This is a genomic window from Pseudomonas sp. SDO524_S393, from assembly GCF_054071875.1.
In genome coordinates this window covers 1-19549 of sequence record NZ_JBSVVZ010000022.1, presented here as the reverse complement: position 1 = coordinate 19549, position 19549 = coordinate 1, and the positions used below count along the sequence as shown (strand labels likewise).

Here is a 19549-nt window from a genome sequence, read left to right as displayed (position 1 = left end):
TTGTGGCGAGCGCTTTCTGGCCAACCCTGTAGCTCCAATGTGGGAGCTGGCTTGCCTGCGAAGACGGCGGCATGGCGAGCAGAGAGTCTGCCAAGACAGTCGCTCGCGATCAGCGATACGCCGTTGCAATGCCCTGGCGTTCCTCCAGGCATTCCGGCGCGCCCATTTCGAATTCCCTGCAAATCAGCGGTCGCCGCTCGTAGATCGTGCACCTCATGGTGTCCCGGTCCAGGGCCGCGCACCAACCATCATCCAGACGCAGCATCACTTCGCCGCCCCAATCGTCGGTATCGATATAGCGCTGCGGCACGCCGGTGTCGGTGATCAACATGACTTCCAGCTGACAGCAGCAGGCCGCGCATGTCGAGCAGGTGACGGCGGGTTCGGCGATCTGGGTGTGGGGGATCTTGAGCATGGCGCGCAGCTTCCAGCTTTAGGACGCAAGCTGCAAGTTAAAGCAGCGCCGCTGGTCGCTTGGGCTGCGCTGCCGGTCAGGCATCGAAGCGCCCGAGCAGTGGCGGGTTGATCGCCGAGGGCTTGGCCAGCAGCAATTGCGCGGTGCCGATAGTGCGCTCCATGAAGCCGCCTTCGCAGTAGCACAGGTAAAACTCCCACAGCCGCAGGAAATACTCGTCGTAGCCCAACTCCCCCAAGCGAACGTGGGCGCGGCGAAAGTTCTCGTGCCACAGGCGCAGCGTGCGGGCGTAGTGCAGGCCGAAATCCTCCATGTGCAGCAGGTTCATGTCGGTGTCGCGGCTGACGATCTGCAAGATGTTCTGCACACAGGGCAGGGCGCCGCCGGGGAAAATATAACGCTGGATGAAGTCGACGCTGCGCCTGGCCTGCTCGAAACGTTGTTCGCGAATGGTGATGGCTTGCAGCAGCATCAGGCCGTCGCGCTTGAGCAGGTGCGCGCACTGTTTGAAGTAGGTCGGCAGGAAACGATGGCCGACCGCCTCGACCATCTCGATGGACACCAGCTTGTCGTACTGGCCGGTCAGGTCGCGGTAGTCCTGCAACAGTACCGTTACCTGTGCCTGCAAGCCCAAGGTTTCGACGCGTTTTTTGGTGTAGGCGAACTGTTCTTTGGACAGGGTCGTGGTGGTGACCGCGCACCCGTAATGCTGCGCTGCATACAATGCCATGCTGCCCCAGCCGGTGCCGATCTCCAGCAAGTGGTCGGTGGGTTTGAGCGACAGCTTCTGGCAGATGCGCTCCAGCTTGTTCAGTTGTGCCTGTTCCAGGCTGTCATCGGGCGACAGGAACTGCGCCGCCGAATACATCATGGTCGGGTCCAGAAACGCTTCGAACAGCTCATTGCCCAGGTCGTAATGGGCCGCGATGTTTTTCTGCGAGCCCTTGCGCGTGTTGCGGTTGAGCCAATGCAGCGCCTGGGTGAACGGGCGTGCCAGCCGAGCCAGGCCACTTTCCATCGCGTCGAGCACTTCCAGGTTGCTGACCATCACGCGCACCACCGCCGTCAGGTCCGGGCTGCTCCAGTAACCGTGGATGAACGCCTCGCCCGCACCGATGGAACCGTTGGCCGCGACCAGGCCCCACACCGCCGGGTCAAGAACCTGGATCTCGCCCAGCAGGCTGGATTCCCGGGCGCCGAACACTTGACGCTCGCCCTCCTCGATCAGCACCAGTTGGCCGTGACGCAGTTGGCCGAGCTGGCGCAGCACCGCCTTGCGCAGCAGGGCGCAGGTCATGCCGTTGACGTTCAGGCGATGGGGCTTGACCGATAAGCTAGGGGATTTCATGGCGGCGATCCTTGGAAGACCCGACAGCGGTACGAGAGGCGCCATCGGCGGCCTGATGGGAAAAAATCGGTGTGCGTTTGAGCAACAGGCGCAGGGCCTGCCAGTAGATCGCAAGACCGGTCTTGGCGGTCATCCACGGAAAGCGCCAGAGATAGCGATGCAGGCTGGCGCGGTTCAGCGCTTCCTTTTGCAGACTGAGGGTGGCGTCGAAGACTTTTTGCGTGCCTTGCCAGTCGGCCATGTGCACGCCCAGCCGGGCGGCGGGCGCGCTGAAACTCATACGGTATTCCAGGTCGCGGGGCAAAAACGGTGACACATGAAACGCCTTGGCCACGGCAAAATGCTGATGCTCACCCAAGTCGAGGGCCATGGCCGGCAACACGTAGTGGTAGCGCTCGCGCCATGGGGTGTTTGTCACTTCACACAGGATCGCGGCCAATCGTCCGTCGGCCTCGAAGCAGTAGAAGAAACTCACAGGGTTAAAAGCCAGGCCCCAACTGCGGGCCTGGGTCAGTAGGCAGATTACGCCCCGGGGCGTATGCCCCAGTGCCTTGCCGACTTCCTGGCGCACGGCATCAATCAAGCTCATGCCGCTGCGCGTCCATTCACGCAGGTAATCCTGCTGACGAAAACCGAAGGGGGCCAGCCAGCTGCGCCCGGCCAGGGGCGAAAGCCCGAGCACTTCGTGTTCTTCGCTCAAATCCAGGTACAGCAGGCCGATGCGGTAGCGAAAGGCATGGGCCTTGGGCGCAAACCGGCGATGGGCGATCCAGCCGCTGTACAGGGCACTGTTCACAAGTGCTCTCCAAAGGCTTCAGCCACGCGCAACGCGCTGGTGACGCCGTCTTCGTGAAAACCGTTGGCCCAGTAGGCGCCGCAATAAAAGGTATGGCGTGTGCCGAACAACTCTTCCCAGCGCTGTTGGGCGGCCACCGCCGCGAGGCTGTATTGCGGATGGGCATAGGTATGCCGGGAGAGGATTTTCTGCGGGTCGATCAGGGGCGTCTGGTTGAGGCTGACGCAAAAGGTCGTGGCGCTGTGGATGCCTTGCAGAATGTTCATGTCATACGTCACCGCCGCGCGACTTTGCGTATGGCTGTTCAGGCGATAATTCCAGCTGGCCCAGGCCAGTTTGCGTGCGGGCAACAGGCGCGTATCGGTGTGCAGCACCACGTCGTTGTCGGCGTAGGGCAGGGCGCCGAGAATGTCCTGTTCGGCCTGGCTGGGGTCGGCGAGCAGCGCCAGGGCCTGGTCGCTGTGGCAGGCGAAGATGACCTTGTCGAAGGCTTCGGTTCCGGCAGCGCTGTGGACAAGTACGCCCTGTGCATCGCGATCGACCAGATGCACGGGGCAATTCAAGCGTATCTGTTTGTGAAAACCGCGGGTCAGAGGCTCGATGTACTGGCTGGAGCCGCCCTCGATCACGCACCACTGCGGCCGATTGTTCACTGAGAGCAAGCCGTGGTTCTTGAAGAACCGCACAAAGAACTGCAGCGGAAACTTCAGCATGTCCACCAAGGACATCGACCAGATCGCCGCACCCATCGGCATGATGTAATGCAGGGTGAATCGCGGGCCGTAGCCCTTTGCCTCAAGGTAGTTGCCCAAGGTCATGTCGGCGTCGATGCGCTGTTGCTCCAGGTCCAGGGGAGCCTCGCGGTTGAACCGCAGGATGTCGCGCAACATGCCCCAGAAACCCGGCGACAGCAGGTTGCGTCGTTGTGCGAACAGGCTGTTGAGGTTATTGCCGTTGTATTCGAAGCCGGTGTTTTCGTCGCACACCGAAAAGCTCATCTCGGTGGGTTTGAAACGTACGCCGATCTGCTCCAGCAGGCGCATGAAGTGCGGATAGGTCCAGTCGTTGAACACGATGAAGCCGGTGTCCACCGCATGGTTTTTGCCCTCGACAGTGACGTTGACCGTATGGGTATGCCCGCCGATGCGCTCGCCCGCTTCGAACAGGGTGATGTCGTGACGGCGGCTGAGCAGGTAGGCGCTGGTCAAGCCGGAGATGCCACTGCCGATGATGGCGATCTTCACGGCGTGTCCTTCTTCGGTGGCGAGCTGCGCAGCATGCGTTTGCCGATGATCAACTGCGCGCGGTTCGGCAGTTTCGACAGCGGCCACAGCGCGGCGATGAACAGCGCGGGGAAGGCAATTTCCAACGGGCGTTTTTGCAACTGGGCAAAGATATGCCGCGCGGCCTTGTCGGCAGGCCAGCTCAGGGGCATCGGGAAGTCATTGCGTTGGGTCAGCGGGGTGTCGACGAAGCCCGGGCTGATCACCGTGACATCGATGTTTTCCGGCGACAGGCTGATGCGCAGGGACTCGAACAGGTAACGCAAACCGGCTTTGGACGCGCCATAGGCCTCGGCCCGGGGCATCGGCAGATAGGTCACCGCGCTGGCGAGACCGACCAGATGGGGCGTGTGCCCGGCGCGCAGCAGCGGCAGTGCGGCTTCGATGCAGTAACTGCTGGCCAGCAGGTTGGTGCGCACCACATGCTCGATGATCGACGAGTCGAACTGGCGCGCGTCTACGTATTCACAGGTGCCTGCGTTGAGGATCACGGTGTCCAGTGCGCCCCAGGCGCTGGCGATGTGTTCGCCGATTTCGCGCACGGTCTGGCTGTCGGTCAGGTCGCCCGCCACGACCAGCACTCGTCCCGGGTAATGTTTCGCCAGGGTTTCCAGCGGCGCCTTGGTGCGCGAGCTGACCGCGACATGGGCGCCGCTCTCGAGCAGTTCGATAGCCAGTGCGGCGCCGATGCCGCTGCTGGCGCCGGTCAGCCAGTAACGACGAGGCGTGGTGGACTCACTCATGCTCGGCTCCGATGGCTTGGCGCGATGGCAGGCTGCGGAACGCGGCCAGGGCGCGCTCGCGGGATTTTTTCAGATCGACGATGGCGCGCGGGTAATCCGCCACGCCGAACAAACCGCCGACGGCCTCGGGGTTGTGCACTTCCTTCTTGTTCAGCGCGGCCAGTTCCGGCAGCCAGTGCTTGATGAACACGCCTTCGCTGTCGAATTTTTCCGATTGGCTCAAGGGGCTGAAAATACGGAAGTACGGCGCCGAGTCGGTGCCGGTGGACGAACTCCATTGCCAGCCACCGTTGTTGGCCGCCAGATCGCCATCGATCAGGTGGCGCATGAAGAAGCGCTCGCCTTCGCGCCAGTCGATCAGCAGGTTCTTGGTCAGGAACATTGCCACCACCATGCGCAGGCGGTTGTGCATCCAGCCGGTCTCCAGCAGTTGGCGCATGGCCGCATCGATGATCGGCAGGCCGGTGCGCGCTTCCTGCCAGGCGGCCAGGTCCTTGGGCGCGTTGCGCCAGGCCACGGCTTCGGTCTCGGGGCGAAACGCGCGGTGGCGGGACACCCGTGGGTAGCCCACCAGAATGTGTTTGTAGAATTCGCGCCACAACAGCTCATTGATCCAGGTGACGGCGCCCAGGTCGCCGCTTTCGAATTCGCCCTGGTTGGTTTGCAATGCGGCGTGCAGGCATTGGCGTGGCGACACCACGCCTGCGGCAAGGTAGGCCGACAGCTGGCTGGTGCCGGGCTTGGCGGGGAAGTCCCGTTCGTCCTTGTAGTAGCTGATCTGCTGGTCGGCGAAAGCGTCGAGGCGCCGACGGGCTTCTTCTTCACCGGCAGGCCAGAGCGCGCGCAGTGCCTCGCTGGGCGGGGCGAAGCCATCGACGGTTTGCGGGACCGGGTCGCTTTTCAGGTTGAGTCTCGCCTGGGCTTTGGGCGCGGTCACCAGACGCGGCAAGCTGCTGTGCAATCGCGTGTAGCACACCTTGCGGAACTGGCTGAACACCTGGAAGTAGGAGCCGGTTTTGGTCAGTACACTGCCGGGCTGGAAAAACAGCTGGTCCAGGTAGCTGTGAAAGCTCACGCCCTGGGCTTCCAGCGCCCGGGTCACCGCCGCGTCGCGACGGCTTTCATGAATGCCGTATTCCTCATTGACGTGCACCGATTCCACCGAGAGTTCGCGGCACAACCCGCTCAGTACATCGGGTGCCTGGTCCCAGGTCGCGGCGGTGCGGATCAGCAGCGGGATATTCAACTCGCCCAGCGTTTGGCTGAGGGCTTGCAGGTTGCGCAGCCAGAAGTCGACTTTGCACGGTGCATCATCGTGGGCCAGCCATTGTTCGGGCGTGATCAAGTACACAGCCGCCATCGGGCCGCGCTGACTGGCGGCGGTCAGGGCTGTGTTGTCGTGAAGGCGCAGGTCGGTGCGCAGCCAGATCAGATGCATTTAGATAAGCCCACGCTGGATCAGGGTTTGATGGGCCGACAACAGGGTCTCGGCCATGAACAATTCCGGGAGGTCACGGGCTAATACCGTCAACTCGGCCTGATGGATGCATACCGTTGGTCCGACGATCAACAGCGGGCAGCCGACGCCGCCCAGCAATTTGGTGAAGGTCGGCAGGTGCATGGCCTTGCTCGAATACAGCAGCACCGCGCGCGGTTGCAGGCGCTCCACCGCCAGGGCCAGTTCGCCAGCGGGCAGCGGCCAATCGAAAACCTCCACCGGGCAATCGGCACTGCTGACGAGCCAGGCGCTCAGCCACAGATGCGGCTCCAGTGGCAGGTCGGAATGGTTGATCAGCAACAGCGGCGCGCCGTGCAACTGGCGATTGTTGTGGTAGATGCGTGCGCCGAATTTGCTGCGCAGCCAGGACAGGAAAAACACCCGCTCCATCTGCGCGCCGAACTGGCCCTGCCAGCGCTGTTCGAGCTCCTCCAGCAACGGCAGTAACAGTTGCTCACACAGGGTGCGCGGCGGGTAGAGCGCCATGGCCTGGTTGAAGGCATCGTCGACCCGGCGCTCGGTCAGTTCGCTGATGGCCTGCACCAGGTTTTGACGCAAGGTATGCCATTCGCTTTCGACGGCATCGGGAACGCTCAGGGCGGAGTCGATCAGGCCCTTGACCTGGCTCACCGGCACGCCGCGATTGAGCCAGGTCAGGATGCTGTGGATGCGTTGCACATGCTCGGCACTGAACAACCGGTGCCCCTTGGGCGTGCGCTGGGGCACGATCAGTCCGTAGCGACGTTCCCAGGCGCGCAAGGTCACGGCATTGACGCCGGTTTGACGCGCCACTTCGCGAATCGGCAACCAGCCCTCTTTGAGGGCTTGGGCGATGTCTTCGCCGGGTTCGTCTTGCAGGGCAGGTTTGATCATGCTTCTCATGGGTTATATCGCATTGCGCAGGCTGAGGTTTTCCGGGTGCGGTTGCAGGTAGGCCTGCTGTGCGATGTAGCGGTCCGGGTGTTGGCGAAAGTGGTGCTTGAGCAGGGTTAGCGGCACCACCAGCGGCACGATGCCGTGACGGTATTGGCCGATGACGGTCTGCATTTCCCGTTTGTCGTCGGCGCTGATGGCCTGTTTGAGGTAGCCGCTGATGTGAAGCAGCACATTGGTGTGGGTGCCTCGGGTGGCGCATTTTTTCAGGCCGCTCATCAGCTCGCTGAAGTAGCCGGCGGCGAGGGTTTCCAGATCGGTGTCCCGGGTCATGCTGCCCAGCCGGTGGCCCAGGCTTTTGTAATGCGCCGGGCTGTGGGCCATCAGCAGGTATTTGTAGCGCGCATGAAAGGCCAGCAGGCGGTGACGGCTCAGGCCGTCCGCCAGCAGTTGTTGCCAGCTGGCGTACACGAAAACACGGGTCAGGAAGTTCTCCCGCAATACCGGGTCGTGCAACCGACCGTCTTCTTCCACCGGCAGGTTTGGGTGGCGCGCGCAGAACGCCTGGGCGTAGATGCCGCGACCGCCGCCGTCCACCGGGGTGCCGTTGTCGCGGTATACCTTGACCCGTTCCAGGCCGCAGGAGGGCGACTTCTGCATAAAGATGTAGCCGCACAGGTCGGTGTGTTCCTGGGCCATCTGTTGGCCGTAGTCATCCAGTGGCTGGGTCACGTTCAACTCGCGGTGCACGGTGCCTACGGCCTGTGGCTGTGCAGGGTCGCCCACCAGGCGGATCGGCTCGCGCGGGATGCCCAGGCCGATGGCGACTTCGGGGCACAATGGCACGAAGTCAAAATAGTCAGCCAGCGTCTGGCTGCATAACAGCGATTGTTTATGCCCACCGTTGAAGCGCACGTTCTCGCCCAATAAGCAGGCGCTGACGGCGATTTTTGGTTTGACGGTGCCGAACATAAGCCAACCTCTGCAAGATTCCTGTACAAAATTCAAAGCTTGTACAACTAGATCTCATCATAGGTTTGATGCTGTACAAGTCAAATTCTTTGTACAACTTTTTACCGGCGGCCTATTTCCAGCCGATGCGCCAGTCTTCGGCGTTCTGCAGGGTTTGCCAGGGCAGGCGTTCGGCGCGGCGGGTCATGACGGCTTGCAACTCGATGTCCAGCACGGTGCCTTCGTCATCGCGAAACAGTTCGGTGACCAGAAAGTGTTTTTCCCGATGCTGCGGGCGTGCCGCTGTCCACTTCGACAGCAGCAGTTTGGCGGGGTTGATGCGGTTCATTGAAGGTGTTCGATCAAGCGTCGTGCAGCCTCCTGGCCGCTGAGCCATGCGCCTTCCACCCGGCCCGATAGGCACCAGTCGCCACACACGTAGAGGCCCAGGTCGGCATCGGCCAGCACGCCGAACTCATGGCTGGCGGACGGTCGTGCGTAGAGCCAGCGGTGCGCCAGGCTGAACGACGGCGCAGGCATGGCGCTGTGCAGCAGTTCGGCGAAGGCACCGTGCAAGTGTTCGATCACGGCTTCTTTCGACAAGTCCAGGTGGGCCTTGCTCCAGGCGCTGGTGGCGTGCAGCACCCAGGTGTCGAGGGTGGTGTCGCGCCCGGGTTTGCTGCGGTTGCGCGCCAGCCAGTCAAGGGGACTGTCTTGCACGAAGCAGCCTTGCATCGGGGTATCCAGCGGTTTGTCGAAGGCCAGGGCGATGGCCCAGGTCGGTTCCATTTTCACGCCGGCGGCGGCGCTTGCCAGCTTGGGCGCCGCGGCCAGCAGGGCGGTAGCCTGGGGCGCGGGCGTCGCAATGATGACGTGGCTGAACGGACCGTGACTGCCGCCGTCGGCGTCGAGCAGGTTCCAGTGCTGCTTGCCCTGGAACACTTCGGTGATGCGGCAGCCGAACGCCACGGGCAGGTCGTCGAGCAGCGCGCGGGTGATGGCGCTCATGCGGGGTGTGCCGACCCAGCGGACCTGTTCATCGGGGGAGGGGGTGAGTTGGCCGGATTTGAAGTTGTACAGCTGGGGCTTCCACTGTTCGGCCCAGCCGTTGCTCTGCCAGCGTTGCACTTCGTTGACGAAGCGCCGGTCGCGGGCGGTGAAGTACTGGGCGCCCATGTCCAGTGAGCCGGCATCGCTGCGCTTGCTGGACATGCGACCACCGCTGCCGCGGCTTTTATCGAAGAGTTGTACGACGTGCCCCGCGTCTCGTAACGCTCGGGCGGCGGAGAGACCGGCGATGCCGGTGCCGATGATCGCGATGGGAACAGTCATGGGAGGCCTCGTTTTACCGTTGGGTACAGACTACGCCGACACCAATAGCTGTACAATATTGTTTTTTGGTATAAGTTTTGGCTTACCTGTTCTTACGGCGTGACCTATGGTTAAAGCTCAAGGCTTAAACCTGCGTGACGCCCGAGTAACAAAATGATCCCTGCTTATAAAATAGACCAGTGATCGGCGGCGAACGTTACATGAGGAGGGTCCCATGCATATTTTGCTGACCGGCGGTACTGGTTTGATCGGCCGCCAACTCTGCCGACACTGGCTCGCCCAGGGCCATCGCCTGACGGTATGGAGCCTCCATCCGCACACCGTGGCCAGTCTCTGCGGTGCTCAGGTGGCCGGTGTTGAACATCTGCATGCAGTGACCGACCCGGTGGATGCGGTGGTCAACCTGGCCGGTGCGCCCATCGCCGACCGCCCCTGGACCCACAAGCGCAAGGCGCTGCTCTGGAGCAGCCGCATCAGTTTGACCGAAACCTTGCTGGCGTGGCTTGAGAGTCTGGAACACAAACCATCCGTGCTGATTTCCGGTTCGGCGGTAGGCTGGTACGGCGATGGCGGCGAGCGTGAATTGACCGAAGCCAGCGGCCCGGTGCTGGACGATTTCCCCAGCCAGCTCTGTATTGCCTGGGAAGAGACCGCCCAACGCGCCGAAGCCTTGGGTATCCGCGTGGTGTTGGTGCGTACCGGCCTGGTGCTGGCGGCGCAGGGCGGCTTTTTGTCGCGGCTGTTGTTGCCATTCAAGCTGGCGCTGGGCGGGCCTATCGGCAATGGTCGGCAGTGGATGCCGTGGGTGCATATCGATGATCAAATCGCCCTGATTGATTTTCTTCTGCACAAGGCGGATGCCAGTGGTCCTTATAATGCCTGCGCGCCGCACCCGGTGCGCAATCGCGAGTTTGCCAAGACGTTGGGCCAGGTGCTGCACCGCCCGGCGTTCATGCCGATGCCGGCCTTTGCGTTGAAGCTGGGGTTGGGCGAGCTGTCCGGGTTACTGCTGGGCGGCCAGAAGGCGGTTCCCGAACGCTTGCTGGCCGCCGGTTTCACGTTCCGGTTCACTGAGTTGCGTGCGGCCTTGGACGACTTGTCCAGCCGCCTCTAGAGATAGGATGTTGCATGACGGATCACGCGTTGTTACTGATCAACCTCGGCTCGCCGGCCTCGACCTCGGTGGCTGATGTACGCCGCTACCTCAATCAGTTTCTGATGGACCCTTATGTGATCGACCTGCCCTGGCCGGTGCGGCGCTTGCTGGTGTCGCTGATCCTGATCAAGCGTCCCGAACAGTCGGCGCACGCCTACGCCTCGATCTGGTGGGATGAGGGCTCGCCGCTGGTGGTGCTCAGTCGCCGCTTGCAACAGCAGATGACCGCGCAATGGCGCCAAGGTCCCGTGGAGTTGGCCATGCGCTACGGCGAACCGTCCATCGAAAGCGTGCTGACCCGTCTGGCGGGTCAGGGCATCCGCAAAGTGACTCTGGCGCCGCTGTACCCGCAGTTTGCCGACAGCACCGTGACCACCGTGGTGGAAGAGGCGCGGCGCGTGGTGCGCGACCATAAACTCGACCTGCAATTTGCCACCCTGCAACCCTTCTACGACCAACCCGAATACCTCGACGCGCTGGTAGCCAGTGCAAAACCGCACTTGCAGCAGAACTACGATCACCTGCTGTTCAGCTTCCATGGTTTGCCGGAGCGGCACCTGAAAAAACTCAACCCGGGACATACCTTCGATGGGGCTACCGATTGCTGCGCGAACGCGTCGCCCGAAGTGCGCGCCACCTGCTATCGCGGGCAATGCTTCAGCGTGGCACGGGCGTTCGCCGCCCGCATGGGGTTGCCGGAGGATAAGTGGTCGGTGGCTTTCCAGTCGCGGCTGGGCCGGGCCAAGTGGATCGAGCCTTACACCGAAGCGCGTCTGGATGCCTTGGCCCGTGAGGGCGTGAAAAAGCTGCTGGTGATGTGCCCGGCGTTTGTTGCCGATTGCATCGAGACGCTGGAAGAGATCGGCGATCGGGGTCTGGAGCAGTTCCGCGAAGCCGGCGGTGAGGAGTTGGTGCTGGTGCCGTGCCTCAATGATGATCCGCAGTGGGCAGCGGCGCTCAACACGCTGTGTGAACGAGCGCCGTCTGACCGTTAGGGTTCGGTCATTCGTGGTGGGGTTCGCCGAGGAAGGTCAGCGAGGTGAACAGCCCCTCGGTGGCCACATCGGCGTTGCCCTTGAGCGGTACCTCTACCTGCGCGGCAATCACGTTCAGCCCTTCATTGCGTACCACCACCTGGGCGCGGCCATCCTTGTCGGTCTCGGTGCTCAGGGTATTGGGGGCGTTGCGGTAGTCGCCAATCAACTTGACGCCGGCGGCCGGTTGGCCGTTGAGCAGCACCCGTACCGGTAACGACTGGCCCGGGCCGACGGTCAGCGGGTCGGCTTCCGGCAGGATCAGCAGCTTGATCTGCTTCAACGCCGGCAGTTTGGCCCCCGGCTCATAAATCGCCAGGCTGTATTTGAAGGTCTGTATCGATTCGATCGCTCCCGGCACCTGGGTGCGTCCCTGATTGATCCATTTTTTATCCGCAGTCTGCGACCACATGCCGTTGTCGAGTGCTACCGCCAGCACTGCGGGCGACTTGAGGGGCTTTAGGCGCGCGTGGTCGGCCAGGCGCTCCACGGTGACCGGGATCATCTTGCCGCCGACGTCATACGCCCAGGCGCCGCTGATTTTCCGGGCCTTGAAGGCATTGTCTTCGGCACCGTGGCCGTAGATCACTTCGATATTGCCGCGACGCTGTTCGGTCCACAGGCCGTGGGCCGAGGCTTGAGTGGCGAACAGCAGGCCGATCAGGGCCAGGGGGGCGAGGGTGCGCATGGGGGGTGTCCTTTTACAGGTTGAGGGTCAGGCTGACGGTGAAATTGCGCGGCTCACCGGGGTTGACCCAGTAATTGCTGTAGGAGCGCTCGTAGTACTTTTCATCGAACAGATTATTCAGGTTCAAGCCCACGGTGATGTCCGGGGTGGCCTTGTAGTGGGCGAGCAGGTCGACGGTGTGATACGCGGGCAGTTCAAATTGGCTGCCGGCTTCACCGGAGCGATCGCCCACGTAGGTCAGCGCAGCGCCCAGGTCTGAGCCGCGCAATGCGCCGTCCTGGAACTCGTACACACCGAGCAGGCTGGCGCTGCGTTTGGCCACGCCGAGGATCCGGCTGCCGGCGGGGATGGCCTTGTCGCCCTTGGTGACTTCGGCGTCGATGTATGCGAATGCGCCGATCACCCGCACCGCATCGCTCACCTGACCGGTCAACTGCAGGTCCAGGCCTTGGCTGCGTGCCTTGCCGATGGCGCGGTTGGTATTGGTGGCGGGATCGAGGGTCAGCACGTTTTCCTTTTCGATATGGAACGCGGCGAGCGTGGTGCTGAGACGGTCGTCGAACAGCTCGCTCTTGATCCCCACTTCAAAGCCCGTGCCTTCTTCCGGCTTGAAGGATTTGCCGGCGGCGTCCAGGCCGTTGTTGGGCTTGAACGAAGTGGAGGCGTTGGCGAACACCCCGACTTCTGGCGTGAGCTGGTAGAGCAGGCCGACGCGCTGGGTGAGGGCGTCGTGGGTTTGTCGGCTCTTGGCGTGGTTGCGGGTGAAGTCGTCGGTGCTTTGCTCGAAGTGCTCGAAGCGTGCGCCGAGCATGCCGCGCAGGCGGTCGGTGAAGACGATCTGGTCTTGCAGGTTCAGCGCATGGCTTTTGGTCTGCTCGTAGAAATCGGTGCCGGAGCGGGCGCCGTTGGGTTTGGGTTGGCCGTAGACCGGGTTGTAGATGTCGATGGCGTAGGGGCTGCCGGCGATGGCTGTTACCCGTTCCTTCTTGCGGTAGTCCTCGTATTCGGTGCCGATCAGCAGTTCGTGCTGCCAACTGCCGATGTCGAACAGGCCGCGCAGTTCCAACTGGGTAATGCTGTCGTGCCAGCCGGTGGAGCGCTCGCGGTAGCGGCGGCTGAGGGTGTGACCGTCGCTATTCAGTGCGCGGTTTTCCGAGGCGTCACCCCACAGGCTGCCTTGTTTGTAGTGGCTGGCCAGGCGCAGTTTCCAGGCGTCGTTGAGGTGGTGCTCAAGGGTGGCTTGCAGACGGTTGTTGTGGTTGGCGATGTCGCCATCGTTGGGCTCGCCGAGGAAGGTTGAGCGTGAGAGTCCGGGGGCATCCACGATGCCGCGGTCGAAAGTGGAGCGATGGCGCACGAATTCGCTTTCCACCAGCAGGTTGGTGTCCGGATCGAGTTGCCAGCTGAAGGACGGCGCGACGAATACGCGCTTGGCATCTACGTGATCGCGGAAGCTGTGGTTGTCTTCCACCGCCAGGTTGATCCGCGACAGCACGCGGCCTTCGGCATCCAGGGGCGTATTCACATCCAGGGCGGTGCGATAGCGGTCCCAACTGCCGGCACTGGTTTGCAGGGTGGCGAAGGCGTCGGGCTGGGGTTTCTTGGTGACGATGTTCACGGTGCCGCCGGGATCGCCACGTCCATAGAGACTGGCGGCGGGGCCCTTGAGCACTTCGATGCGTTCGATATTGGCTGCGTTCGGGGTGCTGGGATAGCCGCGATTGGCGCTGAAACCGTCCTGGTAGAACTCCGAGGTGGTGAAGCCGCGCACGCTGTATTCGTAGAGGGTCAGGCCGCCGAAGTTGTTCTGTTTGGACACGCCGCCGGCAAATTCCAGGGCACGCTCTACATTCGTGCTGCCCAGGTCTTTGAGCACCGTGGCGGGAATCACGCTGATGGACTGGGGGATGTCTCGAAGGGCGGTGTCGGTTTTTGTCGCGCTGGCGGAGCGGGTGGCGCGATAGCCCTGGACCGGGCCGGTCGCGGATTCGTAAGCGTCGGTGGTGACGCTGATGGTGTCCAGTTCGACGGTGTCGTCGGCGTATGCCGGGTCCAGCAACAAACCCAGGGCCAACCCGGCCAGTGGGGCAATTCTTCGAGACGGCATGGTAGAGCGTTCCAATATCTATATTGAAACAATATAACATGCCTATTGAGAATGGATTCGTTTTGAAACATGTGCTTACAGGTACCCGCGAACGGGTACCTGGGCCAGGTTTTACTGTTCTTCTTTGATCGGCGCAGGCGGTGGACGCAGGCCGACCTCCGCCAGCAGCTTGATCTCCTTGCCGTTGCGCATCACCTGGATCGCCACCTTGTCGGTCGGCTTGATCCGCGCCACCTGGTTCATCGACCGGCGACCATCACCCGCCGGCTCGCCGTCGATGCTCAGAATAACGTCGCCCAGTTGCAGGCCGGCTTTCTGCGCCGGGCCGTCACGGAAGATCCCGGCCACCACGATGCCTGGGCGCCCGGTCAGGCCAAACGACTCGGCCAGTTCCTTGGTCAACGGCTGTACTTCGATGCCCAGCCAGCCGCGAATCACCTGGCCGTGTTCGATGATCGACTTCATCACCTCCGTCGCCAGCTTGACCGGGATCGCAAAGCCGATGCCCTGAGAGCCGCCGGACTTGGAGAAAATCGCCGTATTGATGCCGGTCAGGTTGCCATTGGCATCCACCAGCGCCCCGCCGGAGTTGCCAGGGTTGATCGCTGCGTCGGTCTGGATGAAGTCTTCGTAGCTGTTCAGGCCCAACTGGTTGCGCCCGGTGGCACTGATGATGCCCATGGTGACTGTCTGACCGACGCCGAACGGGTTGCCGATGGCCAGTGCCACGTCGCCTACGCGCAGCCCTTCGGATCGGCCAATGGTGATCGACGGCAAGCTTTTGAGGTCGATCTTGAGCACCGCCAAGTCGGTTTCCGGGTCGCTGCCCACCACGCGGGCCAGGGTTTCGCGGCCGTCGCGCAGGGCCACGACAATCTGGTCGGCGCCGCTGGTCACGTGGTTGTTGGTGAGGATGTAGCCTTCAGGGCTCATGATCACGCCCGAGCCGAGGCTGGATTCCATACGGCGCTGCTTGGGTGAATTGTCACCGAAGAAACGGCGGAACTGCGGGTCTTCGAACAGCGGGTGGGCCGGCTTATTGATCACCTTGGTGGTGTACAGGTTGACCACGGCGGGGGCCGCGATGGTGACGGCGTCTGCGTAGGTCACCGGGCCCTGCACCACCGCGCTGGTCTGCGGGGCCTGTTGCAGGTTCACATCGAGGCTCGGCAAGCCTACAAACTCGGGGAAGCGCTGAATGATCAACATCGCGATCAGCACGCCAGCCAACAATGGCCATCCAAAAAAACGCAGCGCCTTGAGCATCAAGTAAGTCCTGACAGGTTGCAGGGGGCGCAAGAGCGCCCATAATGTCGCGCATTATACGAGGCCGCGAGCGCCTCGGAACGGGATATTTAGGAGTCTTTCATGGCTGTCCCCCTTAGCACCCTCGTCGAGGAAGCGGACCGCTACCTCGCCAGCGCCAAAATCGCCGACTACTGCCCCAACGGCCTGCAAGTCGAGGGGCGCCCGCAAGTGACGCGCATCGTCAGTGGCGTGACCGCCAGCCAGGCGCTGCTCGACGCCGCCGTCGAGGCCCAGGCCGACCTGATCCTGGTGCACCATGGTTACTTCTGGAAGGGTGAGAACCCCTGCATCACCGGCATGAAACAACGCCGCCTGAAGACCTTGCTCAAGCACGATATCAGCCTGCTGGCCTACCATCTGCCCCTAGACCTGCACCCCGACGTCGGCAACAACGTGCAACTGGCTCGCCAGCTGGACATCACCGTCGAGGGCCCGCTGGACCCGAGCAACCCCAAAGTCGTCGGCCTGGTCGGCTCCCTCGCCGAGCCCTTGTCGCCCCGTGACTTTGCACGACGCGTGCAAGAAGTCATGGGGCGTGAGCCGCTGTTGATCGAAGGCAGCGAGATGATCCGGCGCGTCGGTTGGTGCACTGGCGGCGGCCAGGGTTACATCGACCAGGCGATCGCGGCCGGTGTCGACCTGTACCTGAGCGGCGAAGCCTCCGAGCAGACGTTCCACAGCGCGCGGGAAAACGACATCAGCTTCATCGCTGCCGGCCACCACGCCACCGAGCGTTACGGCGTACAGGCACTGGGCGATTACCTGGCGCGGCGTTTTGCGCTGGAGCATTTGTTCATCGATTGCCCGAATCCGATCTGATCCTCGCTGCCGGACAACGATGTGGCAGGCTTGTGTGGGAGCAGGCAAGCCAGCTCCCACCCTTGACCGCGTTTCGGCCCAAACTGAGGGGCATATTCATATACCGTTTCGATCTAGTAGGCTCCCTGAATAGAAGAAGGTGCTGTGCTAGCATGCCCCGCTCGAACACGGCCCGTTGGCCGTCCATAAGATCGTTTTTCCGTGAGTAGCCATGGTCGACAAACTGACGCATCTGAAACAGCTGGAGGCGGAAAGCATCCACATCATCCGCGAGGTCGCCGCCGAGTTCGACAACCCGGTGATGCTCTACTCGATCGGTAAAGACTCGGCCGTGATGCTGCACCTGGCGCGCAAGGCCTTTTTTCCGGGCAAGCTGCCGTTCCCGGTGATGCACGTCGACACCCGCTGGAAATTCCAGGAGATGTACAAGTTCCGCGACAAGATGGTCGAAGAGCTGGGCCTGGACCTGATCACCCACGTCAACCCGGACGGCGTGGCGCAGGGCATCAACCCGTTCACCCATGGCAGCGCCAAGCACACCGACATCATGAAGACCGAAGGCCTCAAGCAGGCCTTGGACAAGCATGGTTTCGACGCAGCGTTCGGCGGTGCCCGTCGCGATGAAGAGAAATCCCGCGCCAAGGAGCGCGTGTACTCGTTCCGCGACAGCAAGCACCGCTGGGACCCGAAGAACCAGCGCCCCGAGCTGTGGAACGTCTACAACGGCAACGTCAACAAGGGCGAGTCGATCCGCGTGTTCCCGCTGTCCAACTGGACCGAGCTGGACATCTGGCAGTACATCTACCTGGAAGGCATCCCCATCGTGCCTCTGTACTTCGCCGCCGAGCGCGAAGTGATCGAGAAGAACGGCACGTTGATCATGATCGACGACGATCGCATCCTCGAGCATTTGTCCGACGAGGACAAAGCCCGGATCGTCAAAAAGAAAGTCCGTTTCCGTACCCTTGGCTGCTACCCGTTGACGGGCGCGGTGGAGTCCGAAGCCGAGACGCTGACGGACATCATTCAGGAAATGCTCCTGACGCGAACTTCCGAGCGCCAGGGCCGTGTCATCGACCACGATGGCGCAGGCTCGATGGAAGATAAAAAACGTCAGGGTTATTTCTAAGGGGCTGTCACCAATGTCGCATCAATCCGATTTGATCAGCGAGGACATCCTCGCCTACCTGGGCCAGCACGAGCGCAAGGAAATGCTGCGCTTCCTGACCTGCGGCAACGTCGACGACGGCAAGAGCACCCTGATCGGGCGCCTGCTGCACGACTCCAAGATGATCTACGAAGATCACCTGGAAGCCATCACCCGCGATTCGAAGAAAGTCGGCACCACCGGTGACGACATCGACCTGGCGTTGCTGGTCGACGGCCTGCAGGCCGAGCGTGAGCAGGGCATCACCATCGATGTCGCGTACCGCTACTTCTCCACCGCCAAACGCAAATTCATCATCGCCGACACCCCCGGCCATGAGCAGTACACCCGCAACATGGCCACCGGTGCGTCCACCTGTGACCTGGCGATCATCCTGATCGACGCCCGCTACGGCGTGCAGACCCAGACCCGTCGCCATAGCTATATCGCTTCGCTGCTGGGTATCAAGCACATCGTGGTGGCCGTCAACAAGATGGACATCAATGGCTTCGACCAGAGCGTATTCGAGTCGATCAAAGCCGATTACCTGAAATTCGCCGACGGTATCGCTTTCAAGCCGAGCACCCTGGCCTTTGTGCCGATGTCGGCGCTCAAGGGCGACAACGTGGTGAACAAGAGCGAGCGTTCGCCTTGGTACACCGGGCAGTCGCTGATGGAGATCCTCGAGACTGTCGAGATCGCCAACGACCGAAATTACGCCGACCTGCGCTTTCCGGTGCAATACGTCAACCGTCCGAACCTGAACTTCCGGGGTTTCGCCGGTACCTTGGCCAGTGGTGTGGTGCACAAGGGCGATGAAGTGGTGGTGTTGCCGTCGGGCAAGAGCAGCCGCGTCAAATCCATCGTCACCTTCGAGGGTGAGCTGGAGCACGCCGGTCCCGGCCAGGCCGTGACCCTGACCATGGAAGACGAGATCGACATCTCCCGCGGTGATCTGTTGGTGCATGCCGACAACGTGCCGCAAGTGACCGATGGCTTCGACGCCATGCTGGTGTGGATGGCCGAAGAGCCGATGCTGCCGGGCAAGAAATACGACATCAAGCGCGCCACCAGCTACGTGCCGGGCTCCATTACCAGCATCGTGCACCGCGTTGACGTGAACACGCTGGAGCAAGGCCCGGCGAGCGCCCTGCAACTCAACGAGATCGGCCGGGTGAAGGTCAGTCTCGATGCGGCCATCGCTTTAGACGGTTACGAGAGCAACCGCACCACCGGCGCGTTCATCGTTATCGACCGTTTGACCAACGGTACCGTGGCGGCGGGCATGATCATTGCCCCGCCGGTCAGTCACGGCGGCGCGGCGCAGCACGGCAAATTGGCCCATGTAGCCACCGAGGAGCGTGCTTTGCGCTTCGGCCAACAACCGGCCACCGTGCTGTTCAGCGGCCTGTCGGGTGCAGGCAAGAGCACCCTGGCGTATGCCGTCGAGCGCAAGCTGTTCGACATGGGGCGTGCGGTGTTCGTACTGGATGGCCAGAACCTGCGTCACGACCTGAACAAGGGCTTGCCGCAGGACCGTGCCGGGCGTACCGAGAACTGGCGTCGTGCCGCCCATGTGGCGCGTCAGTTCAACGAAGCGGGCCTGCTGACCCTGGCCGCGTTTGTGGCGCCGGATGCCGAAGGCCGCGAACAGGCCAAGGCGCTGATCGGCAGCGACCGTCTGCTCACCGTTTACGTGCAGGCCTCGCCGCTGGTGTGCGCCGAGCGTGATCCGCAAGGTCTGTATGCCGCCGGTGGCGACAACATCCCGGGCGAGTCTTTCCCGTACGACGTGCCGTTGAATGCCGATCTTGTGATCGACACCCAGGCCCTGTCGCTGGAGGACAGCGTCAAGCGGGTGCTGGAGCTGTTGCGTCAGCGCGGCGCGATCTAAGCGTCACGCGCATAAAAAAGCCCGCCACCGAGCACTCGGTGGCGGGCTTTTTACATTCTCAAGGTCAGACCCGGTCAATGTGGGAGCTGGCTTTTGTGGGAGCTGGCTTGCCTGCGATAGCATCACCTCGGTTCAACTGATGTACCGAGGTGCCTGC

At 62.3% G+C, this 19549-nt stretch carries 18 protein-coding genes; 5 read left to right on the top strand and 13 right to left on the bottom strand.

Annotated features, from left to right (window positions below):
• Positions 1-109: 109 nt before the first annotated feature.
• The 10 genes from ACW9IB_RS12100 to ACW9IB_RS12055 form a co-directional block, all read right to left on the bottom strand.
• The gene (locus ACW9IB_RS12100; protein WP_457413798.1) at positions 110-415 is read right to left on the bottom strand and encodes a YkgJ family cysteine cluster protein; all 306 of its coding nucleotides are present in this window, start codon (positions 413-415) and stop codon (positions 110-112) included.
• Positions 416-491: 76 nt separating this feature from the next.
• The gene (locus ACW9IB_RS12095) at positions 492-1763 is read right to left on the bottom strand and encodes a class I SAM-dependent methyltransferase (RefSeq protein WP_457413796.1); all 1272 of its coding nucleotides are present in this window, start codon (positions 1761-1763) and stop codon (positions 492-494) included.
• Entirely contained in the window at positions 1750-2559 is an 810-nt protein-coding gene (locus ACW9IB_RS12090; protein ID WP_457413794.1) for a DUF1365 domain-containing protein, read from the bottom strand. The genes ACW9IB_RS12095 and ACW9IB_RS12090 overlap by 14 nt, the downstream gene beginning before the upstream one ends.
• Positions 2556-3803: an NAD(P)/FAD-dependent oxidoreductase gene (locus tag ACW9IB_RS12085; RefSeq protein ID WP_457413792.1), complete on the bottom strand. Its 1248-nt coding sequence runs from the start codon at positions 3801-3803 to the stop codon at positions 2556-2558. Before ACW9IB_RS12085 ends, ACW9IB_RS12090 begins: the two co-directional genes overlap by 4 nt.
• Entirely contained in the window at positions 3800-4585 is a 786-nt protein-coding gene (locus ACW9IB_RS12080) for an SDR family NAD(P)-dependent oxidoreductase (protein WP_457413790.1), read from the bottom strand. The genes ACW9IB_RS12085 and ACW9IB_RS12080 overlap by 4 nt, the downstream gene beginning before the upstream one ends.
• On the bottom strand, positions 4578-6023 hold the full coding sequence (gene phrB, locus ACW9IB_RS12075; RefSeq protein WP_457413789.1) for a deoxyribodipyrimidine photo-lyase: 1446 nt from the start codon (positions 6021-6023) through the stop codon (positions 4578-4580). The genes ACW9IB_RS12080 and phrB overlap by 8 nt, the downstream gene beginning before the upstream one ends.
• Positions 6024-6953 carry a MerR family transcriptional regulator gene (locus ACW9IB_RS12070; RefSeq protein ID WP_457366687.1) on the bottom strand — a complete coding sequence of 310 codons (930 nt, stop codon included), beginning with the start codon at positions 6951-6953 and terminating at the stop codon, positions 6024-6026.
• 15 nt (positions 6954-6968) lie between these two features.
• Positions 6969-7928 (bottom strand): YbgA family protein, encoded by a 960-nt coding sequence (locus ACW9IB_RS12065; RefSeq protein WP_457413787.1) that lies wholly within the window; start codon positions 7926-7928, stop codon positions 6969-6971.
• Positions 7929-8040: 112 nt separating this feature from the next.
• Positions 8041-8256 (bottom strand): TIGR02450 family Trp-rich protein, encoded by a 216-nt coding sequence (locus ACW9IB_RS12060; RefSeq protein WP_457366672.1) that lies wholly within the window; start codon positions 8254-8256, stop codon positions 8041-8043.
• On the bottom strand, positions 8253-9239 hold the full coding sequence (locus tag ACW9IB_RS12055; protein WP_457366673.1) for an NAD(P)/FAD-dependent oxidoreductase: 987 nt from the start codon (positions 9237-9239) through the stop codon (positions 8253-8255). The genes ACW9IB_RS12060 and ACW9IB_RS12055 overlap by 4 nt, the downstream gene beginning before the upstream one ends.
• A 214-nt stretch (positions 9240-9453) precedes the next feature.
• Here ACW9IB_RS12055 and ACW9IB_RS12050 point away from each other — a divergent pair, with 214 nt between their 5' ends.
• Together ACW9IB_RS12050 and hemH are read left to right on the top strand one after the other, a co-directional pair.
• Positions 9454-10353 carry a TIGR01777 family oxidoreductase gene (locus ACW9IB_RS12050; RefSeq protein ID WP_457413786.1) on the top strand — a complete coding sequence of 300 codons (900 nt, stop codon included), beginning with the start codon at positions 9454-9456 and terminating at the stop codon, positions 10351-10353.
• A 14-nt stretch (positions 10354-10367) separates the two neighbouring features.
• Complete coding sequence (gene hemH / locus ACW9IB_RS12045; protein ID WP_457413785.1) at positions 10368-11390, top strand: ferrochelatase; 1023 nt, start codon at positions 10368-10370, stop codon at positions 11388-11390.
• Between the two features lie 7 nt (positions 11391-11397).
• Here the strand turns inward: hemH and ACW9IB_RS12040 are convergent, their stop codons facing one another.
• From ACW9IB_RS12040 to algW, 3 genes are all read right to left on the bottom strand, one after another.
• Entirely contained in the window at positions 11398-12117 is a 720-nt protein-coding gene (locus ACW9IB_RS12040) for a DUF4198 domain-containing protein (protein ID WP_457413783.1), read from the bottom strand.
• Positions 12118-12130: 13 nt separating this feature from the next.
• Positions 12131-14224, bottom strand: coding sequence for a TonB-dependent siderophore receptor (locus ACW9IB_RS12035; RefSeq protein ID WP_457413781.1), 2094 nt, complete (start codon positions 14222-14224; stop codon positions 12131-12133).
• Positions 14225-14335: 111 nt separating this feature from the next.
• The gene (gene algW / locus ACW9IB_RS12030; protein ID WP_457366678.1) at positions 14336-15490 is read right to left on the bottom strand and encodes a Do family serine endopeptidase AlgW; all 1155 of its coding nucleotides are present in this window, start codon (positions 15488-15490) and stop codon (positions 14336-14338) included.
• Positions 15491-15592: 102 nt separating this feature from the next.
• Between algW and ACW9IB_RS12025 the strand changes: the two genes are divergently transcribed.
• From ACW9IB_RS12025 to cysN, 3 genes are all read left to right on the top strand, one after another.
• Complete coding sequence (locus ACW9IB_RS12025) at positions 15593-16351, top strand: Nif3-like dinuclear metal center hexameric protein (RefSeq protein WP_457413780.1); 759 nt, start codon at positions 15593-15595, stop codon at positions 16349-16351.
• 211 nt (positions 16352-16562) lie between these two features.
• Positions 16563-17480 (top strand): sulfate adenylyltransferase subunit CysD, encoded by a 918-nt coding sequence (gene cysD, locus ACW9IB_RS12020; RefSeq protein WP_005784641.1) that lies wholly within the window; start codon positions 16563-16565, stop codon positions 17478-17480.
• Positions 17481-17493: 13 nt separating this feature from the next.
• Positions 17494-19392, top strand: a complete 1899-nt coding sequence (gene cysN / locus ACW9IB_RS12015; RefSeq protein WP_457413778.1) for a sulfate adenylyltransferase subunit CysN — start codon at positions 17494-17496, stop codon at positions 19390-19392.
• The last annotated feature ends 157 nt before the right edge of the window (positions 19393-19549 follow it).

Excerpts from the sequence above, each read along its gene's own strand:
- ACW9IB_RS12100 (WP_457413798.1), bottom strand. The coding sequence starts at position 415 with ATGCTCAAGATCCCCCACACCCAGATCGCCGAACCCGCCGTCACCTGC.
- ACW9IB_RS12095 (WP_457413796.1), bottom strand. The coding sequence starts at position 1,763 with ATGAAATCCCCTAGCTTATCGGTCAAGCCCCATCGCCTGAACGTCAAC.
- ACW9IB_RS12080 (WP_457413790.1), bottom strand. The coding sequence starts at position 4,585 with ATGAGTGAGTCCACCACGCCTCGTCGTTACTGGCTGACCGGCGCCAGC.
- phrB (WP_457413789.1), bottom strand. The coding sequence starts at position 6,023 with ATGCATCTGATCTGGCTGCGCACCGACCTGCGCCTTCACGACAACACA.
- ACW9IB_RS12065 (WP_457413787.1), bottom strand. The coding sequence starts at position 7,928 with ATGTTCGGCACCGTCAAACCAAAAATCGCCGTCAGCGCCTGCTTATTG.
- ACW9IB_RS12060 (WP_457366672.1), bottom strand. The coding sequence starts at position 8,256 with ATGAACCGCATCAACCCCGCCAAACTGCTGCTGTCGAAGTGGACAGCG.
- ACW9IB_RS12055 (WP_457366673.1), bottom strand. The coding sequence starts at position 9,239 with ATGACTGTTCCCATCGCGATCATCGGCACCGGCATCGCCGGTCTCTCC.
- ACW9IB_RS12050 (WP_457413786.1), top strand. The coding sequence starts at position 9,454 with ATGCATATTTTGCTGACCGGCGGTACTGGTTTGATCGGCCGCCAACTC.
- hemH (WP_457413785.1), top strand. The coding sequence starts at position 10,368 with ATGACGGATCACGCGTTGTTACTGATCAACCTCGGCTCGCCGGCCTCG.
- ACW9IB_RS12040 (WP_457413783.1), bottom strand. The coding sequence starts at position 12,117 with ATGCGCACCCTCGCCCCCCTGGCCCTGATCGGCCTGCTGTTCGCCACT.
- ACW9IB_RS12035 (WP_457413781.1), bottom strand. The coding sequence starts at position 14,224 with ATGCCGTCTCGAAGAATTGCCCCACTGGCCGGGTTGGCCCTGGGTTTG.
- algW (WP_457366678.1), bottom strand. The coding sequence starts at position 15,490 with ATGCTCAAGGCGCTGCGTTTTTTTGGATGGCCATTGTTGGCTGGCGTG.
- ACW9IB_RS12025 (WP_457413780.1), top strand. The coding sequence starts at position 15,593 with ATGGCTGTCCCCCTTAGCACCCTCGTCGAGGAAGCGGACCGCTACCTC.
- cysD (WP_005784641.1), top strand. The coding sequence starts at position 16,563 with ATGGTCGACAAACTGACGCATCTGAAACAGCTGGAGGCGGAAAGCATC.
- cysN (WP_457413778.1), top strand. The coding sequence starts at position 17,494 with ATGTCGCATCAATCCGATTTGATCAGCGAGGACATCCTCGCCTACCTG.